This window comes from Pediococcus claussenii ATCC BAA-344, assembly GCF_000237995.1.
Lineage (GTDB): Bacteria > Bacillota > Bacilli > Lactobacillales > Lactobacillaceae > Pediococcus > Pediococcus claussenii.
Genome location: NC_016605.1, coordinates 683,602 through 709,852, shown reverse-complemented (window position 1 = coordinate 709,852; position 26,251 = coordinate 683,602). Strand labels below are relative to the sequence as shown.

Genomic DNA, 26,251 nt, shown 5'->3' with positions numbered 1-26,251 from the left:
TTTCATTAAAGTGTTCAAGACTATTTTGTATTGTTCATTTATACTACTTTCTAAGGTTTTGAAAGCTTTTATTATTACACGTCATCATGGATATACTATGCTTACAGCCTATTTAATACCTCGAATAACCTTTAAGCGATCCTCAGTAGCTTCTAATTTAGATTGATAGTCAATTTTCTTAGCACGTTCTGCTTCCACAACATCATCTGGTGCATTATCAACAAATCGTTCATTAGAAAGCTTCTTTTCAACTCTATTAACTTCATTCTGGTATTTAATAACTTCTTTTTTAAGACGAGCCGCTTCTTCATCCAAGTTAACCAACTCAGCCAATGGAATATATACTTCTGCGTCAGTTATAACCGATGACATTGATAATTCCGGAACATCTATATTAGCTCCTATTTCAAATTGCGCTGGATGACAGAAACGATCAATATATTCCCTATTTTCGTTAAAGATATCAATCAGATGTTTGTCATCGGTTTTAATCAATAAATCAACCGAGCTTGACATTGGGGCGTTTGCCTCAGATCGAATATTGCGAACGGCCTTTATTAACTCAATTAAACTCGCCATATCTTCCCTAGCTTTCGGGTCAACCAAATCATCTTTAGCTTCCGGATAAGCTGCTGTAACTAATGATTGACCATCATGTGGCATGGACAGCCAAATCTTTTCAGTTACAAAAGGCATAATGGGGTGCAATAAGCGAAGTGTCTGATCCAAAACGTATGCTAAAATGTTTTGAGTATTGGCTTTAGCGGCTTCATCATCACCGTTTAAAACTTCTTTACTCATTTCAATGTACCAGTCGCAGAAATCATCCCAAATAAATGAATATAAAGCACGCCCAGCTTCACCAAAATCATAAGTATCAAATAAGTTTGTTACCTGCTTAACTGTTTCATTTAATCTATCTAAAATCCATCGATCGGATAAATTTCGATCTTCAGTAGCCGGCAAAACTGGTTTCTCTAGTCCACCAAGGTTCATGATTACATACCGACTTGCATTCCAAATTTTATTAATAAAATTCCAAGCAGCATCCATCTTAGTGTAGCTAAAACGAACGTCTTGTCCTGCAGTTGATCCATTTGAAAGGAACCAACGTAGTGCATCTGCCCCGTACTTATCGATTACATCCATTGGATCAATACCGTTTCCAAGTGATTTACTCATCTTTCGACCATCTTCGGCACGAATTAATCCATGCATTAAAACATCTTTAAACGGTCTCTGTCCAGTAAATTCCAAACTTTGAAAAATCATTCTTGAAACCCAGAAGAAGATGATATCATACCCGGTTACTAAAACACTAGTTGGAAAATATCGTTTATAATCAGCAGCTTCTTCATCGGGCCATCCCATTGTTGAAAATGGCCATAGTGCGCTTGAGAACCACGTATCCAATACGTCTGGATCCTGTTCCCAATTTTCGATATCTTCAGGCGCAGACTCTCCAACAAAAGTTTCACCGGTTTGCTTGTTGTACCATGCTGGAATTTGATGTCCCCACCAGAGTTGTCGAGAAATAACCCAATCATGCGCATTTTCCATCCATTGGTCAAAAGTATGATTAAATCGTTCTGGTACAAAATTAACTTTGTTATCGGTCTTTTGATTATCTAAAGCTAATTTAGATAATTCATCCATTTTAACAAACCATTGGGTTGATAGTCGTGATTCAACTTGTACCCCAGTTCGTTCGGAATGCCCAACACTGTGTACAATTGGTTCAATGTTCAACATAAAGTCTTGATCTTCGAGATCTTTAACCATTGCTTTGCGCGCTTCAAATCGATCCATTCCTTCATATTTTCCTGCGTTAGCATTCATTGAAGCATCATCATTCATGGTGTTAATTCGTTCCAAATTATGCCTATTTCCAACTAAGAAATCATTAGGATCATGAGCTGGTGTAATTTTTACCATCCCGGTACCAAACTCAGGATCAACATATTGATCAGCAATAATTGGCAAATGACGTCCCTGTAAAGGCAAAACAACTTCTTTGCCTACTAATTCTTTGTAACGTTCGTCACTCGGATTAACGGCTACCGCCACATCTCCAAACATTGTTTCTGGTCTGGTAGTAGCGATTTCAATGTATTTTTTTCCATTAAAGGTTACGTCGGAATCAGCGAAATAATATTTCACGTGATAAAATGCACCTTCGTCATCCTGATGTTCAACTTCAATATCAGATAAAGCAGTCCGAGCTTGTGGATCCCAGTTAATAATATACTCACCACGATAAATCAGGCCTTTTTGGTAAAGTGTAACAAACACTTTACGAACAGCTTTTGAAAGGCCCTCATCTAGGGTGAAACGTTCACGAGCATAATCTAATGACAATCCCATTTTTGCCCATTGTTGGTGAATTGTATCAGCATATTCGTCTTTCCATTTCCAAACTTCTTTTATGAAATTCTCACGTCCAAGATCGTATCTTGTAATACCTTCTTCACGTAACTTTGCCTCAACTTTTGCCTGAGTAGCAATTCCGGCATGGTCCATTCCTGGTAACCAAAGTGTATCAAATCCTTGCATTCTCTTTTGTCGAATTAAAATATCTTGTAGCGTAGTATCCCAAGCATGCCCTAAATGCAATTTACCAGTAACGTTTGGTGGCGGAATTACTATCGAATATGGTTTTGCTTCTTTATCACCACTGGGTTTAAATAAACCCTGGTCGAGCCATTGTTGATAACGACCAGCTTCAACACTCTTAGGATCGTACTTAGTTGGTATGTCTACTTCTTTATTATCCATTTGACTTCCTACTCCTTTTTGGTAGTAAAAAAAGCACTTCGCCTATAAAAATAGGACGAAATGCTTCGCGGTACCACCTAAATTGGGCACAATGTACCCCTCTTTAATAAATTGATAACGAACTTTTTAGTTCGACTCTTCCTACTGAAAATACGTTCAGAAAAGTAGCTCCGAAGCTACTAGTTAGGCACATCGAAACTTTCACCAGTTGTTTCGTCTCTTTAACCGTGCTTAACACTTCTTCATCAATGCTCAATTAAGAGTGTAATTAAAAATTGTTGATTCGTCAATACAATTAATTACGCAATTATATTATCTAACACTTCTAAAGCCTCTGCATAGTCAGGTTCATCATGGATTTCAGGAACAATCTGGCGATAAATAATTTTACCGTCTTCATTCAAAATGAAAATTGAACGTGCTAGATATCCTGCATTGGGAATATAAAGACCAGTTTCATAACCAAATGATAACTCATGGTCGGAGAGTACTTCTAGATTTTTAACGCCTTCAGCGGCACACCAATCCTTTTGGTCTTCTGGTAAATTATTAGAAACCGTAATAAATTTAACCGTTGGGTATTTATCAGCTTGTTGATTAAACGTTTTTGTTTGAATGCTACAAACTGGTGTATTCAAATCTGGAACAACGCTAATCAAAGTAACCTTTCCTAATAAATCACGGGTCTTAACTTTCTGCCCGTCATCTGTAAATAACTTAAACTTAGGAATTACCTGTCCAACTTCAGGAGGATTACCTGCTAATTCAACTTTTTCGCCACCACGTAAAACTTCCACACTGACCACTCCTTTATTCATGATTAGTGTAACTTTAATCGAAAACTAAGCAAAATGCAATTGTTTCAATCGTATTTTTACAACAATTCTGCAAAAACATCTTCATTTTCGTTCATAAAGGTTTCTCCGGCACGAACGTTACTAATCTTGATACCTTCTAGTGAACGTTTCATGAGCCCCTCAACATCAATTCTTCGCTCATAATAACGTGTTCGCTCCAGATCTGGGCGAGTCTTAGGTGCAGGTGGCGCAAAGATTGTACAGCAATCTTCAAATGGCATAATTGATAAATCATACGTATCAATATCTTTTGCAATCTCAATAATTTCCGTTTTATCCATCGACACAACTGGACGAATAATTGGCATTGTTGTTACATCATTAATTGCCAGCATGCTTTCCATGGTTTGTGATGCTACTTGCCCTAAAGATTCACCATTAAAAATTGCCATTCCTCCTCTTGACTCAGCGAGTGCAACTGACAATCTCAACATCATTCTGCGTTGAATGGTCATTAAATACCCTTCAGGGATATTCTCTTTAATCGTTTCTTGAATTTCGGTAAAAGGAACTTGAATAAATTGCACATTGCCAGAATAAGCAGCAAGTTTTCCAGAAAGCTCCTTTGCCTTAGCTAGTGCCTGTTCACTGGTGTATGGAGGACTGAAGAAGTGAACCATTTCCATCTCAACCCCACGCTTCATTCCTAAATAACCAGCAACTGGAGAATCAATGCCCCCAGAAAGCATCATCATACCCTTACCGGCTGTTCCAACTGGTAAGCCACCAGCGCCTTGGATGATTTCACTCGTTAAGAAAATACCATTTGTGCGAATCTCTACTCTGAAAATAATATCAGGATTTTTAACCTGAACCTTGCTTTCTGGAAATTGTTCCAACACAAAACCACCCAGTTCACGATTCATCATATCGGTGTTCATCTCAAAGCCCTTATCTTGACGGCGTGTGTTAATTTTAAAAGTCATTCCTGGCTCAAGTTGCTCCTTTAGCATTGAAATTGCACCCTGTTGAACGGCCTCATATGTCTTTTCAACTTTTAACATCGGCGAAAAGTTTTGAATACCAAAAACCTTCTTAAGTCTATCAATAACTTCCGTACTATTAGCGCCATTCAATGTAACGTGTGTTCTATCACGGTTTGGATGCACAACCACCTCTGGAAAATCATGTAGTGCCTTTCGAATATTACCGCCTAACCTTGCAATAAATTCTTGACGATTCTTTCCCTTGGTAGATAGCTCACCATATCGGACCATTATTTCAGTGTATTCCATATTATCCCCTAACTTCTTGAATTAATTTTTGAAAAATCTTTATACAACTCATCAAAAACTCGATTAAACTCTTCTGCTTCTTCAATTGTATTGGCACTATCCAAACTAACCCTAATTGCACTGGTTGAAACACTCGTATCGACCTTCATTGCAGTGAGTGTACTAGACGCTTGTTGTTTTTTTGACGAGCAAGCACTAGTTGTTGAAATAAAAATATCATGCTGTTCAAATGCATGGACAACTGTTTCTCCCCGCACACCCTTAATTGCAAAACACAGGATATGTGGTGCAAAATTATTTTGCATTTTAGAAAACATAACAACTTTTTCAAATTTGCTAACATGTTGATAGATCAAATTTTTAATTTCTCGTTGTTTTGCTACTTTTTCATCTTCGTTTTCAAGAAGGACACGAAGAGCACGTGACATTCCCGCAATTGCTGGTAAATTTTCAGTACCGCTCCGTTGATTTTTTTCTTGGCCTCCACCAGTCATCAATGGTGCTAATCTTCTTCCCTGTCGTGCATATATAAATCCAATTCCACGTGGTGCATGAAATTTATGACCAGAAAAGGTAACAAAATCCACTCTTTCGTTCATAATCATTGGTTGAATTCCTTTTCCAATTCCTTGAACTGCATCAATATGAAAATGTACTTTAGGATAATCCTTCAAAACTTCAGCAACTTCCATCAAAGGCTGAATCGTTCCAATTTCATTATTAACTGCCATTACTGAAACCAGAATAGTATCACTTCGTAAAGCCTTTTTTAAATCATTAATCGAGATACGCCCTTCATTATCAACTGGCAAGTAAGTAATATCAAAACCTAGTTGTTCTAATTGCTCCATACTATTCTTTATGGCTGGATGTTCTACCGCCGTTGTAATCAAATGCTTTCCAAACGTTCTTTTTTCAATTGCAGTTCCTTTTAAAACCCAATTATCACCTTCTGTACCACCACTGGTAAAGAAGATCTCGTTAGGATGGACGTCTAACAAACTGGCTATTTGTTTACGTGACTGTTCCAATAGATTAAAGGCAGTTTCTCCCATTTGATGTAAACTTGAGGGATTCCCCCATACCTGCTGACTCACTTTTTGATAGGTAGTTAGAACATCTGGGTCAACTTTTGTTGTTGCACTGTTATCAAAATAAATCATTACTTTCCCTTCCCCTTTTTAATTTCGGGTTCGACTCCAAAATACTTTTTGATTATAGCAGAATCGACAAACTTACGAAAACAAAGTATCTCTGCTTTTTTAACTAGTTTAACAAAACCAATTAAGTATAGTAGTATCCATCACTCACAGCAATAATCCAAAATAAAAAGTTTAGGAAAGATACACTTTAAGTTCCTAAACTTTTTATTTTAATATTCAGTAGTTTTTTGTTGATAGTAGTTTTCGGTAATATTTTCAACCGATCCAGGCTCAACTTTATCTAAAACTGAAGAAATGGTCTGGAAACTTTGCTCATACTGATAATCTGAATCAAAAAGCTTTTGAGCTCGACGACTAGCCAGATCAACGTCCTCATTATTGTTTCGGTAACGATTGGCGTATTGAAATGCCAACTCGCTTAGCGCAGCATTATCAGTTAAGTCGGTAGTTTTCTTGGTTAAAGTCTGTAAATCAGTATTAACCATATCAAGCTCTCTCAAAATCATGTCGATATTAATCCGAACCTGATTCATGTTATTACCAACACGTTCAATCTCATCACTAACAACGAAGAAGTAATCCATGTACTCGTCTGAAACCCCAGGCAAGTTAAGGTTCTCAACATGACGCTTAATATTATGAATCTCGGTGTCGTACTGTGCCAGCCGTTGTCGTGCTGCTTTTTCGCTATTTATAATTGACTGGAACTTGCCATCCAATTCAGCCTGCTTATCTTCAATATTTTTAAGTTGCTCATTTTCGGTTCGCAAGCGTTCTAATATTTCGGAATATATAACTGGTTGATTGGTCATTTGTTCGGTATCACGATCATGTTCTGTGCGTAGTGCTTCTAACTGTGCTCCCAGTGACTGAGACTCGTTTAAGTCTTCTTTATCCAAAACATAACTTTGATCAAGTCGTTCAATCTCTGCCAAAAGCGCCTTATTTTGTTTTTCAGCATGTGTCATGAACTCACTAATAACTGGAAAACTGTTATCAACATCTTTTCTAGCATCAATTTCCCTTTGTAAAATATCATATAGGGCATCAATCCGCTTAGAAATGCTCTCGTTATTGTCCCGAACAGCATCTAATCTCAAATTTGCTAACGTTTCGGTATTTTCAGAAATCTTAGCATCTAAATCATGAATCTCTTTACGGACATTATCATCTGGAAAAGCATAATTATGATTAATTAATTGGTCATATCCACCCTGAATTTCTTCAAGCTGTTCTGGAAAAGTTGTTTTTAAGCGCTCATACAGAGGAGGGATTTCATTAATCTGTTGTTCTAAATTATTTGTTCGTTCTTGTAAGATTTTAAGTTGGCCATCAGCTTTTTCGTGGTCACCATCATCAACCGTCTGACTAAAATTATCAAAATCTGAATCTAGATTAGATAGATTCTCTTCTAACATATCAATACTTGGACCTAACGTAAGGTTTTGCGCTAATAAACTCTTCCGAAATTCCTGATATTTTAATCTTAAAATTTTAACTGAATCATGTTGCTCTTGATCAACTTTTTTGAAATTTTCAAGTTGGTCGTCAATTCGGTTACTATCGGCTTCAATCGCGTTCAGAGCATCCGTCATTGCTGTCGTATCTTTACGTGCTTCAAAAATTTTCATTTCATTAACATCTTGTTTAGCATGCTCTGCAATGTCATCAATTTCTGGCAAGCGTTTGTCTGTCAATTCACTATAATCAGACTCAATCTTATTAAAGTTCACCTGTGAAGAACCTGACAAACTAAGATCGCCTACTTCCTGAATCTTTTGCTTTACTGGAAGTTCACCAATATTAGCTCGCCGATTTTGTAAATCGGTAATTTTTCTTAATAAGAATCGTTGATAGGCCACAATTCCAATATATATGAGAACCGCAACCACGATAATTCCAATCAGTACTTTGAACATACAAACCCCATCCTTCTATTTCATACTTACTACTATGTAAAGTGTTTTTTTCGTATTATTATAATCTAGTCTACTCTATATTATAATCTATACTTACCTAAGTAACAATTATTGTTTTTTTGTAAGAAAGAAAATACAATAACAAACAGACGTTTTTTAATTTTTTTAATGAAAGAAGGCACTTTCCAATATGGCAAAAATCGATCCTATAATTAATCAGCAATTAGACGCTTTGCTCTTTGAAGAAACTAATCTTGTAGCAAACCTCTCGAACGCTTCTGCACTTTTAAAGTCAACTATCGAGAACATCAATTGGGCTGGTTTCTATCTATTTGATTCAGCTCAAAACGAACTAATTCTTGGTCCATTTCAAGGAAATGTGGCCTGTATGCATATTAAAAATGGAAGCGGTGTTTGTGGCACAGCTCTTCAAGAGCAAAAAATCATTCGGGTTGCAAACGTTCATGAATTTCCTGGACACATTGCTTGTGATAGCGCCTCAAATTCAGAAATTGTACTACCACTATTTGGAAAAAACGGGTCACCAATTGGCGTTTTAGATATTGACTCCCCTTCACTAGATCGCTTCTCGACAGAAGACCAGACAATTTTAACTGGATTTAGAGATGTTCTCCTTCAGCATATTGACACTGTTGCTTAGTCTGAGGTACACTTGTTATTGTGTAAAATAATGCAGCGGTAGACGGTAAGCTCGTCAACAGATAGTTGCCAATTTATGGTTAATTAGTAACCCAGCGGCTGCCAGGGTGAACATTGCAAAACTACCTGCACGAATACAGAGTCTACATTTGATTATTTTACTCCAACAAACATTATTTATTGGAGGAACTATTTATGTCTCGTTACACTGGTCCAAGTTGGAAAGTTTCACGTCGTTTAGGTATTTCACTTACTGGTACTGGTAAAGAATTGGCTCGTCGCCCTTACGCACCTGGTGATCATGGTCAAAACAACCGCCGTAAGGTTTCAGAATATGGACAACAACTTCGTGAAAAGCAAAAGTTGCGTATGATGTACGGAATGACAGAACGTCAATTCTCAAATCTTTTCAAGCGCGCTGGTAAGATTCGCGAAGGTTTACATGGTACAAACTTCATGATTTTACTTGAACGTCGTTTGGATAACGTTGTTTACCGTTTAGGTTTGGCTACTACTCGTCGTCAAGCTCGTCAATTGGTAAACCATGGTCACATTACCGTTGATGGCAAGCGTGTTGATATCCCTTCTTATGAAGTTGCTATTGGCCAAGTTGTCTCAGTTCGTGAAAAATCAAAAGACTTGAAAATTGTTGGCGAAGCTGTTGAAGCAGTTGTTGGTCGTCCTCAATTCGTATCATTTGATGCAGATAAGCTTGAAGGTTCCCTCACACGTCTTCCAGAGCGTGATGAACTTGAAGCAGATATTGATGAATCACTTATCGTTGAATACTACAACAAGCTATAGTATCCCATCATAATTCCAAAACGGCTGAAAAGCCGTTTTTTTGTACTCTTAAATTTTTTTACACTATAATAATCTAACTAACAGACAAATACACACTAATTAGGAGTTAAAAAATGCAGCCATTGGCATATCGAATGCGACCCACAACAATTGAAGAAGTCGTAGGCCAGCAAAACTTAATCGGTCCTGGAAAAATAATTAGTCGGATGGTTAAGGCAAAATTATTATCTTCTATGATCTTATATGGACCACCTGGAACAGGAAAAACAAGTATCGCCAGCGCAATTGCTGGTTCAACCAAATATGCATTTCGGATGTTAAACGCTGCAACTGATTCAAAAAAAGATTTACAAATAGTTGCTGAAGAGGCCAAGATGAGTGGAACTGTCATCTTATTATTAGATGAAATTCACCGCCTCGATAAGACTAAACAGGATTTCCTCCTACCGCATCTTGAAAATGGGCACATCATCTTAATTGGTGCTACAACTGAAAATCCATATATCAGTATTAACCCTGCCATTCGCAGTAGAACACAAATCTTCGAAGTGAAGCCACTCTCACCAGATGACATATTAGTTGCATTGAAAAGATCAGTTACTGATACTGAAAAAGGACTTGGACAGCTGAATTTACATGTCTATCCAGAGGCTTTCACTTTTTTAAGCAATTCAACAAATGGTGACCTACGTAGTTCACTCAATGCGCTTGAGCTTGCTGCTCAGTCCACTGATCCCGATGACAACGGAATTATTAATATTACACTGCCAATTGCAGAAGAATGTTTACAAAAAAAAGCAATTACTCAAGATAAGGATGGAGATGCACACTACGATGTCATCTCTGCCTTTCAAAAATCAATTCGTGGAAGTGACACCAATGCTGCCTTGCATTATATGGCCAGATTGTTAGATAGTGGCGATCTTCAGAGCGTAATTAGACGTCTTTTAGTAATTGCTTACGAAGACATTGGTCTTGCCAATCCAAGTGCTTGCCAGCGTACAGTAGCTGCCGTAACTGCTGCAGAACACTTGGGACTTCCAGAAGCCAGAATACCATTGGCAGATGCTGTAATCGAATTAACAGTTTCTCCCAAGTCGAACTCTGGGATTTCCGCAATTGATGCTGCTCTCGCCGATATTCACAATGGAAAAATTGGGGATGTCCCTGATCATCTTCGCGACTCACATTACAAGGGTGCTGCAAAACTTGGAAGAGGCGTTAACTATCAATATCCTCATAACTTTCCAAATGATTGGATTGCTCAGCAATACCTACCAGACAAACTGAAAAATGCTGAATATTATGTACCAAAATCAAATGGTCAAATAGAACCCCGTTTTGGTGAACAATATGAGCGTCTTTTAAATGCCCAACGTAAAAATTAAAATTAAAAACTTGAAGATTGCTTATAATATATTGTAAAATAGCTTTAGAAATCTTTGGTATTCGACTTATCGGATCCATATTCTTCCGACAACATCTATTAGGGGAACGAGGATCGCATATGAATTGTATGCCCTTCGTTGGGAAACATGCTGTATGTGTATTCGTACCCACCTAAGCTTACTTGGGTTAGATAATGACCGATAAACACCGGTACTAAAAGTTTTCGCCCCACTTTTGTGGGGTTTTTATTTTACATATTTAAGGAGTGACATGATGTTAATTTTCTTGCTTGCTGCATTCTTTTCACTTATTATGTTTTATATTGGATTTTATTTGTTCCAACACCGTCAAAAGGATTTTATGTTATTTAAAGTTTCATCTAGCAAGCCTTTGCAAACGCTGATATCTCCTTTAAGTATTTTTATTATGGTCGGTGCAAGTATTTGCCTTATTCTTGCATGCTTTGGAAACGTTTATATTACAATGGGTGCAATGATTATTAACATTCTCATAACGACATCTTCACTCGTTATGCTTTCTAAGTTTCTCTAGCGTATTCCTTTTATTTCGATAAGATTTAACGTACAATGAGCTTAAAAGAATTAGGGGGAATTAATATGTCAATACAACAATATAAACACATTCTCGTTCCAATTGATGGATCACAAGAGTCTGAGTTAGCCTTTGAAAAAGCAGTTGCCGTAGCTAAACGTAACGATGGAGCCGAGCTACACATGGTTCATGTCGTTGACACACGTGCTTTTCAAAACATTTCGAGTTTTGACACTGCTATGGTCGAACAAGTTACTGAAACTGCTAAACAAACAATGGATAAATACATTGCAAAAGCTAAAGAAGAAGGCCTTGATAATGTTGCCTACTCTATCGAATATGGTTCCCCAAAAGTTGTCATTGCTAATGATGTTCCAAAGGATCTCCATACGGATCTCATTATGATTGGTGCGACTGGTTTAAATACTGTTGAACGTATTTTGATTGGTTCCGTAACGGAATATGTTACCCGTACAGCGGTTTGTGATGTCTTAGTAGTCCGTACTGGATTAGATAACAAATAACGTATGAAACCCAATACTAATAAAAAATATATGTGACCCTACACATATCAATGTGAACTCGAGTAATGGTATTCTTCATTGCTTGAGTTTTCTTTTTTATGAATAACTTTCATAACTTCCCCAATAAAAATTAACATTGTCAGAATCTGTTTTTCCTCAATTCAGTGTCCATTTCTCCAACTGCAATTAATCCAATGAGCATTCACAATTCCTGATCCTTGCAAAAAAAAGCTAACATTCTTAGACCCAATAAATTCGAATCCGTCTATCTTCATCTTATTCGCAATTCTAATTGCCAGCGGGTTGGTTTCCGTCATTTTATTAGCTTCATTTCTCTCCATATCATACACAACAAAATCCACAAAGTGCCAAACATAGTCTGAAAAACAAACCCCGTCTGCTAAGAGTCTCTTTACGACAAAAGCGTTATTAATAACTGCCCTGAATTTTCGTTCATTTCGTATAATTCTACTATCGATTAATAATTTTTCTATTTCTTGATTACTTAATCCCGTTAAGAATTGTGGATTAAAATCTCCCAATGCTCTCGCCATCTCAATTCTCTTTTTTAATATTAATTCCCACTGTAATCCTGATTGAAAAATTTGTAAGGATAAATTTTTAAATAACTGATTCGAATCAAAAACTGGTAGTCCCCACTCATGATCGTGATACTCTAACAACAATTGATTTTTTTCTGCCCATTTACACTTCATATAAATTCCTCCATTCTTTATGTTTAAATACTCCAAAAAAACTTAAAAAATTGTAGTTAAATACCGTGATAAAAAAGAGGTAATCAATGTAAATTTACATTAATTACCTCTTTTTTAGTAACAATTATTATTATTTGGCACGATCTTCATAAATCTTCATCTTACCAGCGACAATCTGATCACATAAATCCTCATAACTTAAGCCATCAGCTTCAGCCTCTTGAGGCATTAGTGATAGTGGCGTCATTCCTGGTAACGTATTTGCTTCAATAACGTATACCCCACTGTCATTAACCAAGAAGTCAATTCGACCATAATTCTCCATCTGAAGAGCCTCCATGGTTGCAACTGATAGACGCTTCATCTCATTATGGACATCGTCATCAATATCTGGTGGCGTTATAAATTGAGTTGTACTTCCGGTTTGGAACTTATGCTCATAATCATACCAACCATCGTTAACTACAATTTCAATGGCAGGAAGAGCGTATCCATTAACAACTCCAAGTGAAAATTCACGTCCTGATACAAATTCTTCAATGATTAACTCTTCGTCAAATTTGAATCCCTCTTGCAATGCGCTCTTAAATTCCTGATCATTTTGAACAATCATCGCACCGACACTTGAACCACCACTATTTGGTTTAACAACCATTGGATATCCAAAATCAAGTTCAGGTGCTTCTTCATCATCAGCCTTCATAATAGCAAAACGAGCTGTTTTAATACCATTAAATAGCATGATTTCTTTTGAAATTGCCTTATCCATTGCCATTCCAGCTGCTAATGTACCACTTCCGGTATAACGAATATTGTTTAAATCTAATACAGCTTGGATCTTACCATTCTCGCCGTCACCACCGTGTAACGCTAGAAACACAATGTCAGAAGCTCTTGCAATATCCAACACATTCTTGCCAAATAATCCAACTGTGCCATCTGTCCGCAACTTTTCAATAGCTGCATCTGTCAAAACTTCGTCACTGATTTCATAATCAGTGGTAGTATTGCTGTGTTCAAACACATCTTCAATACTTTCTTGTTCACCTAATTCGTAACCCAAAAACAAATCAATCATTGTAGCTTGATGTCCCTTTGCACGAAGGGCGTTTGTGATTTTTGAGCCTGATGAAAGTGAAACGTTTCTTTCTGTACTCTTTCCACCTGCTAGTACTGCAATCTTCATGTCTTCACCTCAATAATACTAACGATTACAACCTAAGTTGCTCCGCCAATCGTTAGAAAAGTTTTTAGAATCTTAAGTATACCATATTTTTTAATTTTGCTGCTCCATTTTCTAATAAAAAGAACATTCTATGGTAAGACTCTGTCCACCTGAAATGTTCTATCATCACGTCACTAATATTTAATAACTAATTTTCCAATCATTTTATTGGATTTAACAATTTCATGAGCTCTTTCTAGCGTCTCAGGATTTAATCCCGATAGCTCTTGAGTCATTGTTGTTTTCAGTACTCCATCATCCAAAAGTTGTGCAACATTCTTCAAAATTTGTCCCTGATCAGTCATGTTCACTTGATACTTTGGTTTTGTAAACATAAACTCCCATTCAAAACCGATTGATTTATCCTTTAATAACCCCATTGGCAATGGCTCAGTATTCTCAACAATAGAAGCGATCTTTCCCTCAGGTACCACTAAATCAGCTAAAATCGGTAGGTATTGATCAGTCGAGTGTAGAATAACAGCGTAATCAATGGAATTCTTATCTAACTGCTCCCGCAAATCGACTCGATGATTGATTACCTGGTCGGCACCCATTTTTGAAACCCATTCTTGTGTTTCAGGTCTAGAAGCAGTAGCAATTACAGTAAGGCCTGCCCACTTAGCGAGTTGGGTCAAAATTGATCCAACACCACCAGCTCCGTTAATAATTAAAATTGTTCCTGAATTTCCATTTGCAATAGGTTCTACGTTTAGTCTTTCAAACAATAACTCCCATGCAGTAATTGAAGTTAAGGGGAGCGCAGCAGCTTCAGATATCGACAATTGTTGCGGTGCCTTCGAAATTAAGCGTGCATCGACAGCCTGAAATTCAGCATTACTTCCATTCCTAACGTTACTACCCGCGTAATACACCTTGTCTCCCTTTTTAAAAGTTTTAACATCTGAGCCAACCTTTGTAACTGTTCCTACAGCATCATATCCCAAAATCATTCCTTGATCCATAATTCCTTCATGCACTTTTGTATCAACAGGATTCACGGAGCTTGCTAACACTTTAACCAAAACGTCTCTCGTATTAAGTTGTGGTATTTCAGTTTCAATTTCTTTAAATTCACTATTCTTAACCGCCCAAATCGCTTTCATTACTTAGACCCTCCTACATTGTAAAATCGCTAGTATCTTCTAGATAATCTATTATGTCCTGTGGCAAGTTAGGATTTAAAATTAATGATTGTAGTAACCTTTGTCGGTTAAACATTGCATTCCACATTCCTTCACTTTCCCTAATCCGATTCATGCTTAATGAACGTCGCCACTCACGTAATTCAATTAATCCAAACTGTCGATAAATTTCGTCTTCCTGAAATTGATTTGCCAAATAAGTTGCTAATCGATTCGGCTCCCCAAATATAAGTGGTGTTTGAATAACACGATACTTTTCAAACAAGATTGCTAACAATAACACCTTATCTGCTCTGATCAGGTCTGGGTCACCCGCTAGTTCATCTAACACATTACCAATATGTGTATAGGCATGAACCCAACCATGGCTACCGTTAAAGCCCCGAGTATCATTTTCAAGAATAACGTACATTGCAATCTGTTCCACCAAAAAGTTTTTTCGTTCGGGATCAATAAAATTTCTGCCCGCCCGATCAACATAAATTAATGTTGAAAGCATCATAACTGAAAATGATCTACCATAAACTCCATCATTTTCATCTTCAGTAATGTGATTAAATATTACATCATCATTTAATAAATGATCAAACATTAAAACCAATTGACTATCACTCAAAATTTGATTTTGAATCAAATCATTAAATAAAAAGAAAATCCCTTTGTCGCGAATATCAGAGTTAGGAGATCCAAGGTGCATGATCAATTTATCTAATTCTTTATCCGTAATGTTCGTTAGGGACCCATTTTTCAAATCTTCCTGTAATTCTTTAATTAATTCTCGAACTTCATCATCATTAGGTAATTCCACTTCGGTTGGTGACTGATGCTGGAGCGAATTAAGAATAATCCCTCTCGCAATCTCCCCAGTTGAGCCAAAAACTTTGCCGCTTTGTAGTTGCACACGTAGATCAGCTATTTTAGCCCTCGTTTGATCAATAGTATCCATGCATTTCCTCCGTCTTTTTGTTTTTATTTTTACACTTTCAAATATTTTTTAATTGTTTGAATTCTTTGGAAAATAATTAAAATTTTCTTAAAGATTTTCTTCATCTTGAGCTAAACAAGTGATATTATCAATCATAAGTTTATTTAGGTGGTGACTGTATGGAAAATTTTTTTAAAGCATTTACAAAGAAAGAAGATCCAAGCATTTATGAGGATAAAGATTCTCACTTAGTACGTGTGCTAACAGTGAAGGATTTTCTTGCCTTGGGTGTAGGTACCATTGTTTCAACTTCAATTTTTACATTACCAGGAATCGTTGCAGCTCAACATGCCGGACCAGCGGCAATTCTATCGTTTCTTATCGCAGCAATTGTAGCAGGATTAGTTGCATTTGCTTACGCTGAAATGGCCGCTGCAATGCCCTTTGCAGGATCAGCCTATTCGTGGATCAATGTTGTATTTGGAGAAGGATTCGGTTGGATCGCTGGATGGGCACTACTTGCCGAGTATTTTATTGCTGTTGCCTTTGTTGCTTCAGGACTTTCGGCAAACTTTCGTGGACTATTAGCGTCTCTAGGAGTGACATTCCCAAATGCAATTTCCAATCCACTCGGGACAAACCACGGAATTATTGATATTGTTGCCGTCGTCGTGATTGTTCTCGTTGCCCTACTTTTGTCACGAGGGGTATCAGATGCCGCAAGAGTTGAAAATGTACTAGTTGTTTTAAAAGTACTGGCAATTATTGTTTTTCTAGTTGTAGGAGCTACTGCCATTAATATCCATAACTATGTGCCATTTATTCCAAAGTTCCATGTTAACCCCGATGGTACCTCTTTCGGTGGCTGGCAAGGCATTTATTCTGGTGTATCAATGATTTTCCTTGCATACATCGGTTTTGATTCAATTGCTGCAAACTCAGCAGAGGCAAAGGATCCGCAGAAAACAATGCCACGCGGAATTTTAGGTTCCTTAATAATTGCCGCAACACTGTTCATTTTAGTAGGATTAGTTCTTGTTGGTATGTTCAAATATACTAACTATGCTAATAATGCTGAACCAGTTGGTTGGGCGCTTCGACAGGCAGGACACGGAACTATCGCCGCAATTGTTCAAGCGATTGCAGTTATTGGTATGTTTACGGCTTTAATTGGGATGATGTTAGCAGGTTCGCGACTGCTCTACTCATTTGGTCGTGACAGGATGTTACCAAAATGGCTAGGAAAATTAAACCCTAATGGACTTCCAAACCACGCTTTATTATTCTTATCAACTATTGGCGTGATTATTGGGGCTATTATGCCGTTTGCGTTCTTGGCACAACTAATTTCGGCTGGAACCTTAATTGCTTTCATGTTTGTGTCGCTTGGCATCTATGCACTTCGACCTCGTGAGGGCAAAGATGTCGCTGACCCCGACTTTAAAATGCCTTGGTACCCTGTTTTACCTGCCGTTGCCTTTCTTGGCGCTTTGGCTGTATTTTGGGGGCTAGATATTGAGGCCAAAGTTTACTCACTAATTTGGTTTATCATTGGTCTTGTGATCTACTTTCTCTATGGTAAAAATCATTCTTTGAATCAAAAAAATTAAGGATATAGATTTAATTAAATCTATACGATAAAAGAAGTTATAACATAACTCCTTTTCTGCAATGAGTACCAACGAAAATAGCGCTGCTTCCCAAGTTCGGGAAACAGCGCTATTTATATTGGCGGAATTGGCAGGAGCTTGGAGCGCATTATTGAGGCAATGTTCGTCTCACATATGCCTATGTCACCGCCCTCCTCGCTTTTTAATTAGATCAAAATCCTGAACGTAGTCATTTTAAAAAGGACTAACCGGTCAACCTTTTAAGAATTAAGACTAATCTGTTTCAACCTTACCAAAGATTTCTGGAACTTTTTGTGAACCCTGTTTATCTGCCAAATCTCTAAAAAATTCACTATAAATGGCATTTTGGTACGGAACGAACCAGATAAATCCAATCCCAAGTGACACTATCGATAGTAAAAGCCAACCAATTAATGAGAGATTTAGAACAAATAAGCGTCCCTTGTTACCATCCATTAACCTTCGGCTAAAAGTTACGTAATCATAATATTCAAACTGATCACTAATCCCACGATCACTGGCAGCTTTATACAAAAAATAAGTCTGTGAATATGAAAAACGTTTGATTATTCCAGGGATAACAAATAATAAAGTCCAGCCAAAGATAAAAATCCATTGAAATAGATACATTGCTAGCGCGGGAATAAACTTGTTCCTTGTAAAAATTTGAAATGAAGTTTTAAATTCTGGAGCCTTGGTATGATCATGTAACCAATCTAATAATCCAAATTGAGCTCCAACAATAATGAAAGTTAGCACTGCTTGAAAAACAAATGACATCGCAGAGTTACCGCCACCAAATCCTGAATGGCCAGAGTATCTATCATTAGTTGTATACATAAAATGTCGCCGACTAACAATAAGAGATATTCCAATCATAGCTCCAGAAATCGTAATTCCACCGAAAAAGCCAATAATAATCTGTACAATATTCGCCTTGATGGCAGTAATCCAATTCCCTTTAAACAAATCCTTCACGTTTCTTTTTAATGCAGATCTCGATAATAAATCATTCATTTTATTCACCTCGTTTAATCTTCAACTTACGGTAAAGTACATAGGACAATAACGAGCAAAGCACCATTATTAACAACATAACTGATAGTGGAACCATTGGATTACAATATCCTAATTCAGAAGAATAACCTATAATTATTTTGAAGAAGGAAACAATTTGTTCCATTTTAATCACATTGTGATTTATTAAACGAACAATCAATGATACTAGCAAAATCGCTACAATCGGAGCACCAACTAAGATATAACGTCGGTTCTTTCGCTCAAAAGGCGCCATAATTCCCCCAAGCATCATTCCAATCGAATAAATCATCATCATCGCAACTAGAGTAAATAAAAACATAACAGTAAAGCTAACAATTCGATTTGCAAAAAAAAGGCCGTATATTTCTAAGTACCCCACTGCCTTATATGAACTATTTGATGCATAAGTACCAATGCTCATTCCAAAATTGTAAAGATTTACAATAAAAGCTGTTACAAACAGTGAAAGCCACTTTGCATACCAACTAGTTTTTCTAGAAATACCGTTTTGAATCATAAATGCAAAACGATCGTAAGTCTGGACTCCCAAAACAAATAAAATTACGATATTAATGGCAATAACCGCCAATAAGGTATTAGACAATAAGCTTGCAACCATTTTTAATAAATTGGTTCCTCCACCTATCCAAGAAATCGAAAGAGGTAGCAAAACAGTCAACCCAACTAACCAGGCGTAAATGATTAAGATCGTTTTTAAATAATGTCCTAGATCATATTGGACAACCCTCGAAAGTTTATTCATTCCGTTCACCCGCCTTCGTTAGGTTAATAAATAACGTTTGTAAGTCCATCTTATCAATATTAATCAGGTCGGGAATTGGACGTTCATGTAACTCACCATACACATAGTTAGCTTTAATTCTTGCTAAATGATCACTACCAATTATGTTCAACCCTTCTGAATACTCATCAACTTCTTGTTCTGGTCCGCTAATCATATATGCATTCGCCAAAACTTTCTCTGTATCATCATCAATAATCAATCTGCCCTCTTCAAGAACCATAACATGCTCAATTAAATTAGCTGCTTCTTCAATAAGATGGGTAGAAATAACAAATGTTCTTGGGCTTTGATTGTAACTGGCAATTAACTCTTTATAAAAAATATCGCGATGATTAGCATCTAATCCTAAAACCGGTTCATCCAAAAAAACGTATTCAACAGGCACTGATAACGCAATTATCAGTTTCATAATTGTTCGATATCCAGTTGATAACTTCGAAAAAACTGCTTCTAAATCCAGATCAAACTGATGTGCTAAATATCTGGCCTGTTGCATATTAAAATTACCGTATAATCGCTCGGTCCACTTAAAAATCTGCTTAACCTTTTCACCTTGAGGATACAAATTAACCTCACTCATTAAAAACATTTTACTTAAAACCTGGTCATTATCTCTTAAGACTTCACCGTCAATCCTAATAACACCCGAATCAGCCTGAATTCGATCCACAAGGATATTCAAAAGGGTACTTTTACCAGCACCATTACGCCCTAAAAGCCCGTATATTTTATTCGGTTCAAGCGTAAAACCAATTCCATCAAGAATAGTCTCTTTATTAAACTGTTTGACTACTTGCTTAACTTCAATTCCCTTCATTACTGATACCTCTGTTCAATTAACTTAATTAATTCTTTCTTGCTGATGTTTAAACGTCTTGCCTCGGTTACCAAGCGAGCCACATATTTACGATTAAAGTCTTGCTTACGCTCCTCTTTAATCTGATCATGTGCACCTACAACAACAAACATCCCCACCCCACGATGTTTTTCAATCAATCCTCGCGTCACCAATTGATTCATTCCCTTTAAAACTGTGGCAGGATTAATATGAAATTGATTGGAAACTTCTGTTGTTGATGGAATCTGCTCCCCTTCCTTAAATCCGCCAGTAAAAATTGCGTCTTCAATCTGCTGAGAAACCTGCAAATAAATGGGCTCCGCACTGTTAAAGTTAAACTGCATTGACTTCACCTTACTTGTTCAATAAACTTAATTACTCATGTAACTAACTATATAGGCAATCCTTTCTAAAGTCAATTATTATCTCCAACTATTTCAACTGAAAATCCATAACAACCGGGTTGTGGTCAGAATATTTAAATTTTGTATTTTGGATATGTTCATTTTTAGTTTCAATATTTTTTGAAACTATAAAACCGTCGATCATCGTAACAAATGTTTTCCCCGGATGATAACTTTCGTCGAGACTTCGAGCCGAAGGAATTTTATTTTTTCTAACTTCTTTAGTTGGCATCATAAAGCCATTAGGAATCTTTCCCTTAGGAAAGGGTTTTGTCCACGTTAATTCCTTTTTACTTGTACCAAATACTACAGGGCTATCTCCCAAAACGTCGTGATTATAGTCGCCGCCGACCATTACATAGTTACCTTTTTTGTATTCCTGCTCCATTAATGAAAATAACTTATGTAGCTGTTCATTTTGGACTTTAACACTTTTAGTGTATGCAGATAAATGAACATTAATCGCAATAAACTGTTTCCCATTCCTAACTGGAATTTTTGAAACTGTAAAAGCTCGGTCTAAATCCATAAACTTATTAAAATTAGTATCAATTGGTAATGAATAGCGTTTTACTGATTCAGTATCCATTTTACTTTCAGTTTGCAATCCTGATTTTGCTTTTCCCATTGGTTGATTGAATGGATAAAAAAGATAAGCAGAATCATAATTTTGCCCGAAAACGCTACTATAACCATCTAAACCATTGGCAATCATTTTTTGCTCATTTACGAAACGTGATCGATTGCCTTTTACATCAACTTCTTGATAGAACGCCAAATCAGGCCGTATAGCCTTTGTTGTATTCACTACCCCATTAATACTGTCATGAACACTTGAAACACTGTCCGCTATCGATTGCTTTCCTCCGTCCATAAAAAAGCTGTAACTAGGAGGATAGGAACCATAACCAATATTATAAGTCATAGCCTTGTATTGTTCATTGGGTTTCATTTCCATACTTTGTCTATTCTCAACCTTTAAGTTTTGATTATCTGGTACTCGATGATAACTTGCATACAGATATACAATGTATCCCGCAAACAATATTACAAATAAACCAAATGTGCCACCAATTATTTTTAAAATTTTTTTCAAACACTTCACCTACCCTCCTAACAAATATAACATTTAACGCCTTCAAAAATAGTTCTAATAAATAAAAAACAAGTTTGAAAACAAATTAAAATTCTATTTTTTCTTAAAAAGTAAGATAGAAATCCCCGATCAAAGGAAAAACAGGCTCCAAACGATGATTAACTCATCATTTAGAGCCTGTTTGTGTAAAATAACAACGTATAATATTTCAACTATTATTTAGCTGGTAAAACTGTACCTTTGTAATGTTTCTTAATCCAGTCTTGAGTTGACTTAGATTGCAATGCCTTTACTAACTTTTTAATATCCTTATTATTCTTTTCATCCGGACGGATTGCAATAATATTAGCATATGGCGAGCTTGATTTTTCAATTGCAATTGAATCTTTTGTTGGATTTAATCCAGCCTGTACTGCATAATTTGAATTAATAACTTCTGCGTCGCCTTGCTTATTATTGTAGAATTGAGGCATTAATTTTGGCTCATAGCCTGTCTTAAACTTAATATCTTTTTTATTGGTTGCAATATCACTAAAATTAGCATTAGTAATATCTGTACCCTTCTTCAAAGTAATTAAGCCAGCATCCTTAAAAATTTGTAGCACACGACCATAATCAGGAACATTACTACTTACAAGGACACTTGCACCCTTAGGAAGATCCTTCAAAGATTTGTATTTCTTTGAATAGACAGCAATTGGTTCAAGATGAATCTTACCAGCGTTAATCAAATCTCCCTTGTTCTTCTGGTTCCATTGATCTAAAAACGGCACATGTTGGAAATAATTAGCATCAATATCTTTACTTGCAAGTGCCTTGTTTGGTAAAACGTAATCTTGAAAAATTTTAATCTTCAGGTTAACCCCTTCTTTTTTTAATTCAGGTTGAACATGCTTCAAAATTTCAGCATGCGGTGTTGGTGAAGCACCAACTGTAATTGTATTACTACTACTTGATTTGCCACAAGCAGCTAAAACTAGCGCTGCAGCTGCCACCGTAACTAGTGAAATTATTCGATTTTTCTTCATAAAAATACTCTCCTTTTCTAAACTACTCGTTTATCAATTTTTTTAACAATCAAATCACCCGTCCACTGGATGATGAACACAAATAATACAATTAATACGGACGCAACCAGTAAAACCGTACCGTTATACTGTTGAAAACCACTATTATAAGCAAGAGCACCTAATCCACCGGCACCAATTGCACCAGCCATTGCAGTGTATCCCACCAATGAAATTGCTGTAACCGTTAATCCAGAAACTAGGGCTGGGAGACTCTCTGGTAATAAAACCTTAAAAATGATTATCCATCGGCTGGCACCCATTGACTCTGCCGCTTCAAGAACTCCTTGATCAATTTCTCGAAATGACATTTCCACAATCCTTGCAAAAAAAGGCGAAGCCGAAAAAATCAAAGAAGGCAAAGCCGCAATTGGACCGGTTATAGTTCTAAATACAAAATTAGTAAATGGTATCAGCAACACTAATAGGATAATGTATGGCAATGATCTAAAAATGTTAACAAGAAGTCCAACCACCCAATTAATTGCTTTAAATGTAGGGTTACTACTGTCCTTGGTTTCAAATAAAACCAGACCAATTAAATACCCAAAAATAGCTGAAAACAAAACAGATACTAATGTTACCCAAACAGTTTCCCAGGTAGCTCCCCACATTGCTCCCCAGTCGACCTGACTAAAATCAAAATATGACATACTAGAACCCATCATTCAGTACCTCCGTTCCAACACGCATTCTGCTAAGAAAATCAATTGCACCAACAACTTGTTCCTCTGCCCCTGTCAATTGTAAGATTAACGAGCCAATCGAACCTTCCTGTGTCTGTTTGATATCTCCAGCAATAATATTCAACCCAATGTCAGGAAATTCGTGCACCATTTCAGAAACAATTGGTAGTTTTGCTTGATCACCATGAAAGGTTAATCGGACGATCTTACCTTGAGGGTATTTCTTAATTAACTCAGCAACCACTACTCCAGTTTCAACGGGCGACGGTGACGATTCTGCGTTAACAAAACGACGCGTAAGAGCTTGTTTCGGGTTCTTAAAAACATCGAGAACCTCACCCTCTTCAATAATCTCACCACCATCTAAAACAGCAACATAATCACATATTTTTCGAATAACGTGCATTTCATGAGTGATTAGAACGATTGTAATATTTAATCTTTTTTGAATATCAACCAATAAATCCAAAACCTCATCAGTAGTCTCTGGATCCAAGGCACTCGTTGCTTCATCCGATAATAAAATTTCTGGATCATTTGCCAAAGCCCTAGCCACACCAACACGCTGCTTTTGACCTCCTGATAGTGAAGCAGGATACATCTTTTCCTTGCCTGCTAACCCAACCAATTCAATTAATTCATGAGCCTTCTTTTCCCTATCAACCTTACCCAAGCCAGCAATTTCTAATGGAAACATAATGTTCTCAAGTACGGTCCGTGACCACAGAAGATTAAAATGTTGGAAAATCATTCCAATCTTATGACGTTTCTTACGCAATTCAGCACTGTTTAATTTCCCAACCGAGGAGCCATTCACATCTACTTCTCCAGTTGTAGGAACCTCTAACCCATTCAACATCCGAATCAGTGTTGTCTTACCAGCACCAGAATATCCAATAATTCCAAAAATTTGTCCATCGTTTATCTTTAAATTAACATCCTTGATTGCATGAACTGTGCCTTCCTTTGTTTCAAAAGTCTTCGACACATCTTTAAACTCAATCATCACTGATCCTCCTTTGCCAAAATAAAAAGCTTTCGCCCAACCGAAAAAATCGGTTAAAGGACGAAAGCCACTTCGTGTTACCACCTTAGTTTGTTAGTATCTCACGATATACTAACCTCAACGAGTCAAACAACCCGTGCGCTATAATGGGCGCCCCCACTATCGGCTAACCACAAGCTCACCGATACTTTTTAAATCAAAAGACCATCTTCAACTCCGACTGCAACTTCTTCTCACCAACCAGAAGCTCTCTGCGTGTCACCCAGAACGTACTCATCTTTCTTTAATGAATTAATAATGAAAGTATATCCTGCGTCCTTCCGATTGTCAACTATGATTGTTATATTTTTTAAAAACCGGAACGGGTATCGTTAGAATAGGACTTAAAGTGATACTTCATCGACATGATTAGACCAATACCAATCATATTTCCGATCAGTGATGATCCACCGGCACTTACAAATGGCAACGGAATACCAGTAAGTGGTAATAGTCCGATATTCATACCAATATTTTCAAAAACATGAAAAAGAATCATCATAATAACACCGGTTGCAATATAAGCATAAAACTCATTTTTTGTATCAAAGGTCACTTTAATAATCTGGTAGATTAGTAAGAAATACAGGGCAATAAGTGCAAAACTGCCAACAAACCCAAAATTTTCGCCGATCACAGAAAAAATCATATCAGATTCCCGAACTGGAACTTTAATATTAGAAACGTCAAAGCCCTTGCCAAATAATTGACCAGAGCCAATAGCTTTCATACTTTGCCATAACTGGTACCCAGAATTAGACGTATCCGCAGATGGATGCAACCAATTATCAACACGTGCAAATTGATAGTTCTCAAAGCCAACTTTTTCCAACAAAGTTCGACCTTCCGAAGTAACAACCAACAATAAAGTTGAGCTAGCAAAAATTACTAAACCAATAAAAGACGGTACCAGTATCCGCCAACTAACTCCCGAAACAACAACTAATCCAAGGAAAATTGCAATAAAAACAAGCATTGTTCCAAAATCATGCTGCAAAAGCAACAGAACCGGCAAGGGGATTGTCCACAATCCCATCTTTCCAATTAACCGCCAATCAGAACGAATAGAATGATCTTCTGTTTGATGATTATAGATAGTAATCTCGCGCGCCATCATTAGAATATACGCAGGCTTCATAACTTCTGAAGGTTGGAAAGTAAATGGTCCCAAAGCAAACCAACTCTTTGCCCCCGTACTTGCCGCATACGACCTACTGTATAAAAATAATACAGCTACTAATAACAGTATTCCTAGCCAATACGCGTAAGGAGCTAGTTTCCAAAGTTGTTGTGCATCGAACTGCATGATCCCAATTACCAAAATCGTCCCAATTGTGAACCAAGCCAATTGAGATACAACTTGGCGCGTAACGCTTACACCACTTGTATCATGGGTAGCAGCAACATATATAGACGCAAGGCCAATAATTGCTAACATCAGAACCGGAAAAATAATTCCATAGTCGATTCTAGAATTATCTTCTTTGCGACCCATTCGCGAATTATTTTGCATAAGTGCCTCCTACTTCTGGTGTAAGTTATATTCAGAGATTATCCATTCGACTGCTTCATCAAAAGACTTTTCTCTCATTTCATTCTTATTAACCACGGCCACAAAGGTTTTCTTATCGGCTTGCTCCACCGTGCCGACAATTCGTTGATTAATTAAAACTTGGTTAATCGTACGTTCTCCCAGTTTATTTTCTTCGATCTCAATTTGAATGCTTTTTTGTTTTCTAGACATTTTAT

Annotated in this window: 24 protein-coding genes, 1 other RNA gene and 1 other annotated feature; of the genes, 6 read left to right on the top strand and 19 right to left on the bottom strand. The window is 36.9% G+C overall.

Annotation, left to right across the window (positions count from 1 at the left end; translation table 11 throughout):
• Positions 1 to 108: 108 nt before the first annotated feature.
• The 5 genes from PECL_RS03320 to ezrA form a co-directional block, all read right to left on the bottom strand.
• Positions 109 to 2,775, bottom strand: coding sequence for a valine--tRNA ligase (locus PECL_RS03320; RefSeq protein ID WP_014215183.1), 2,667 nt, complete (start codon positions 2,773 to 2,775; stop codon positions 109 to 111).
• Positions 2,776 to 2,823: 48 nt separating this feature from the next.
• Positions 2,824 to 3,033: a binding site (T-box leader), on the bottom strand.
• 41 nt (positions 3,034 to 3,074) lie between these two features.
• Positions 3,075 to 3,572, bottom strand: coding sequence for a thiol peroxidase (gene tpx / locus PECL_RS03315; protein ID WP_014215182.1), 498 nt, complete (start codon positions 3,570 to 3,572; stop codon positions 3,075 to 3,077).
• A gap of 77 nt (positions 3,573 to 3,649) precedes the next feature.
• On the bottom strand, positions 3,650 to 4,867 hold the full coding sequence (gene thiI / locus PECL_RS03310; RefSeq protein WP_014215181.1) for a tRNA uracil 4-sulfurtransferase ThiI: 1,218 nt from the start codon (positions 4,865 to 4,867) through the stop codon (positions 3,650 to 3,652).
• An 8-nt stretch (positions 4,868 to 4,875) separates the two neighbouring features.
• Positions 4,876 to 6,030 carry a cysteine desulfurase family protein gene (locus PECL_RS03305; protein ID WP_014215180.1) on the bottom strand — a complete coding sequence of 385 codons (1,155 nt, stop codon included), beginning with the start codon at positions 6,028 to 6,030 and terminating at the stop codon, positions 4,876 to 4,878.
• A gap of 209 nt (positions 6,031 to 6,239) precedes the next feature.
• Entirely contained in the window at positions 6,240 to 7,949 is a 1,710-nt protein-coding gene (gene ezrA / locus PECL_RS03300) for a septation ring formation regulator EzrA (protein ID WP_014215179.1), read from the bottom strand.
• A gap of 190 nt (positions 7,950 to 8,139) precedes the next feature.
• Here ezrA and PECL_RS03295 point away from each other — a divergent pair, with 190 nt between their 5' ends.
• From PECL_RS03295 to PECL_RS03275, 5 genes are all read left to right on the top strand, one after another.
• On the top strand, positions 8,140 to 8,610 hold the full coding sequence (locus PECL_RS03295; protein WP_014215178.1) for a GAF domain-containing protein: 471 nt from the start codon (positions 8,140 to 8,142) through the stop codon (positions 8,608 to 8,610).
• 194 nt (positions 8,611 to 8,804) lie between these two features.
• On the top strand, positions 8,805 to 9,413 hold the full coding sequence (gene rpsD / locus PECL_RS03290; RefSeq protein ID WP_014215177.1) for a 30S ribosomal protein S4: 609 nt from the start codon (positions 8,805 to 8,807) through the stop codon (positions 9,411 to 9,413).
• Positions 9,414 to 9,526: 113 nt separating this feature from the next.
• The gene (locus PECL_RS03285; protein ID WP_014215176.1) at positions 9,527 to 10,801 is read left to right on the top strand and encodes a replication-associated recombination protein A; all 1,275 of its coding nucleotides are present in this window, start codon (positions 9,527 to 9,529) and stop codon (positions 10,799 to 10,801) included.
• 46 nt (positions 10,802 to 10,847) lie between these two features.
• Positions 10,848 to 11,029: non-coding RNA, 6S RNA (gene ssrS / locus PECL_RS09840), on the top strand.
• 390 nt (positions 11,030 to 11,419) lie between these two features.
• Positions 11,420 to 11,878, top strand: coding sequence for a universal stress protein (locus PECL_RS03275; RefSeq protein WP_014215175.1), 459 nt, complete (start codon positions 11,420 to 11,422; stop codon positions 11,876 to 11,878).
• Positions 11,879 to 12,039: 161 nt separating this feature from the next.
• Here the strand turns inward: PECL_RS03275 and PECL_RS03270 are convergent, their stop codons facing one another.
• The 4 genes from PECL_RS03270 to PECL_RS03255 all read right to left on the bottom strand — a co-directional run bounded on the left by PECL_RS03270 (position 12,040) and on the right by PECL_RS03255 (position 15,910).
• Positions 12,040 to 12,594 (bottom strand): DNA-3-methyladenine glycosylase I, encoded by a 555-nt coding sequence (locus PECL_RS03270; protein WP_014215174.1) that lies wholly within the window; start codon positions 12,592 to 12,594, stop codon positions 12,040 to 12,042.
• Between the two features lie 130 nt (positions 12,595 to 12,724).
• The gene (locus PECL_RS03265) at positions 12,725 to 13,780 is read right to left on the bottom strand and encodes a D-alanine--D-alanine ligase family protein (RefSeq protein WP_014215173.1); all 1,056 of its coding nucleotides are present in this window, start codon (positions 13,778 to 13,780) and stop codon (positions 12,725 to 12,727) included.
• A gap of 173 nt (positions 13,781 to 13,953) precedes the next feature.
• Entirely contained in the window at positions 13,954 to 14,925 is a 972-nt protein-coding gene (locus PECL_RS03260; protein WP_014215172.1) for a zinc-binding alcohol dehydrogenase family protein, read from the bottom strand.
• A gap of 13 nt (positions 14,926 to 14,938) precedes the next feature.
• The gene (locus PECL_RS03255) at positions 14,939 to 15,910 is read right to left on the bottom strand and encodes a DUF2785 domain-containing protein (protein WP_014215171.1); all 972 of its coding nucleotides are present in this window, start codon (positions 15,908 to 15,910) and stop codon (positions 14,939 to 14,941) included.
• 158 nt (positions 15,911 to 16,068) lie between these two features.
• Here PECL_RS03255 and PECL_RS03250 point away from each other — a divergent pair, with 158 nt between their 5' ends.
• Complete coding sequence (locus PECL_RS03250) at positions 16,069 to 17,499, top strand: APC family permease (RefSeq protein WP_014215170.1); 1,431 nt, start codon at positions 16,069 to 16,071, stop codon at positions 17,497 to 17,499.
• A gap of 273 nt (positions 17,500 to 17,772) precedes the next feature.
• On the opposite strand, the gene PECL_RS03245 is transcribed toward PECL_RS03250, so the two are convergent.
• The 10 genes from PECL_RS03245 to PECL_RS03200 form a co-directional block, all read right to left on the bottom strand.
• Complete coding sequence (locus PECL_RS03245) at positions 17,773 to 18,537, bottom strand: DUF975 family protein (RefSeq protein ID WP_014215169.1); 765 nt, start codon at positions 18,535 to 18,537, stop codon at positions 17,773 to 17,775.
• Position 18,538: 1 nt separating this feature from the next.
• Complete coding sequence (locus PECL_RS03240) at positions 18,539 to 19,324, bottom strand: hypothetical protein (RefSeq protein ID WP_014215168.1); 786 nt, start codon at positions 19,322 to 19,324, stop codon at positions 18,539 to 18,541.
• A complete protein-coding gene (locus PECL_RS03235) occupies positions 19,317 to 20,183 on the bottom strand; it encodes an ATP-binding cassette domain-containing protein (RefSeq protein WP_014215167.1) in 867 nt (288 codons plus the stop codon). Before PECL_RS03235 ends, PECL_RS03240 begins: the two co-directional genes overlap by 8 nt.
• The gene (locus PECL_RS03230) at positions 20,183 to 20,548 is read right to left on the bottom strand and encodes a GntR family transcriptional regulator (RefSeq protein WP_014215166.1); all 366 of its coding nucleotides are present in this window, start codon (positions 20,546 to 20,548) and stop codon (positions 20,183 to 20,185) included. The genes PECL_RS03235 and PECL_RS03230 overlap by 1 nt, the downstream gene beginning before the upstream one ends.
• 88 nt (positions 20,549 to 20,636) lie before the next feature.
• On the bottom strand, positions 20,637 to 21,704 hold the full coding sequence (locus PECL_RS03225) for an endonuclease/exonuclease/phosphatase family protein (RefSeq protein WP_041534583.1): 1,068 nt from the start codon (positions 21,702 to 21,704) through the stop codon (positions 20,637 to 20,639).
• 215 nt (positions 21,705 to 21,919) lie between these two features.
• Positions 21,920 to 22,732: a MetQ/NlpA family ABC transporter substrate-binding protein gene (locus tag PECL_RS03220; protein WP_014215164.1), complete on the bottom strand. Its 813-nt coding sequence runs from the start codon at positions 22,730 to 22,732 to the stop codon at positions 21,920 to 21,922.
• 17 nt (positions 22,733 to 22,749) lie between these two features.
• Entirely contained in the window at positions 22,750 to 23,436 is a 687-nt protein-coding gene (locus PECL_RS03215; protein ID WP_081478630.1) for a methionine ABC transporter permease, read from the bottom strand.
• Entirely contained in the window at positions 23,426 to 24,463 is a 1,038-nt protein-coding gene (locus tag PECL_RS03210; protein WP_014215162.1) for a methionine ABC transporter ATP-binding protein, read from the bottom strand. Before PECL_RS03210 ends, PECL_RS03215 begins: the two co-directional genes overlap by 11 nt.
• Positions 24,464 to 24,812: 349 nt before the next feature.
• Positions 24,813 to 26,015: an FtsW/RodA/SpoVE family cell cycle protein gene (locus PECL_RS03205; protein ID WP_014215161.1), complete on the bottom strand. Its 1,203-nt coding sequence runs from the start codon at positions 26,013 to 26,015 to the stop codon at positions 24,813 to 24,815.
• Positions 26,016 to 26,024: 9 nt separating this feature from the next.
• Positions 26,025 to 26,246 carry a DUF2969 domain-containing protein gene (locus tag PECL_RS03200; protein ID WP_014215160.1) on the bottom strand — a complete coding sequence of 74 codons (222 nt, stop codon included), beginning with the start codon at positions 26,244 to 26,246 and terminating at the stop codon, positions 26,025 to 26,027.
• Positions 26,247 to 26,251 lie beyond the last annotated feature (5 nt).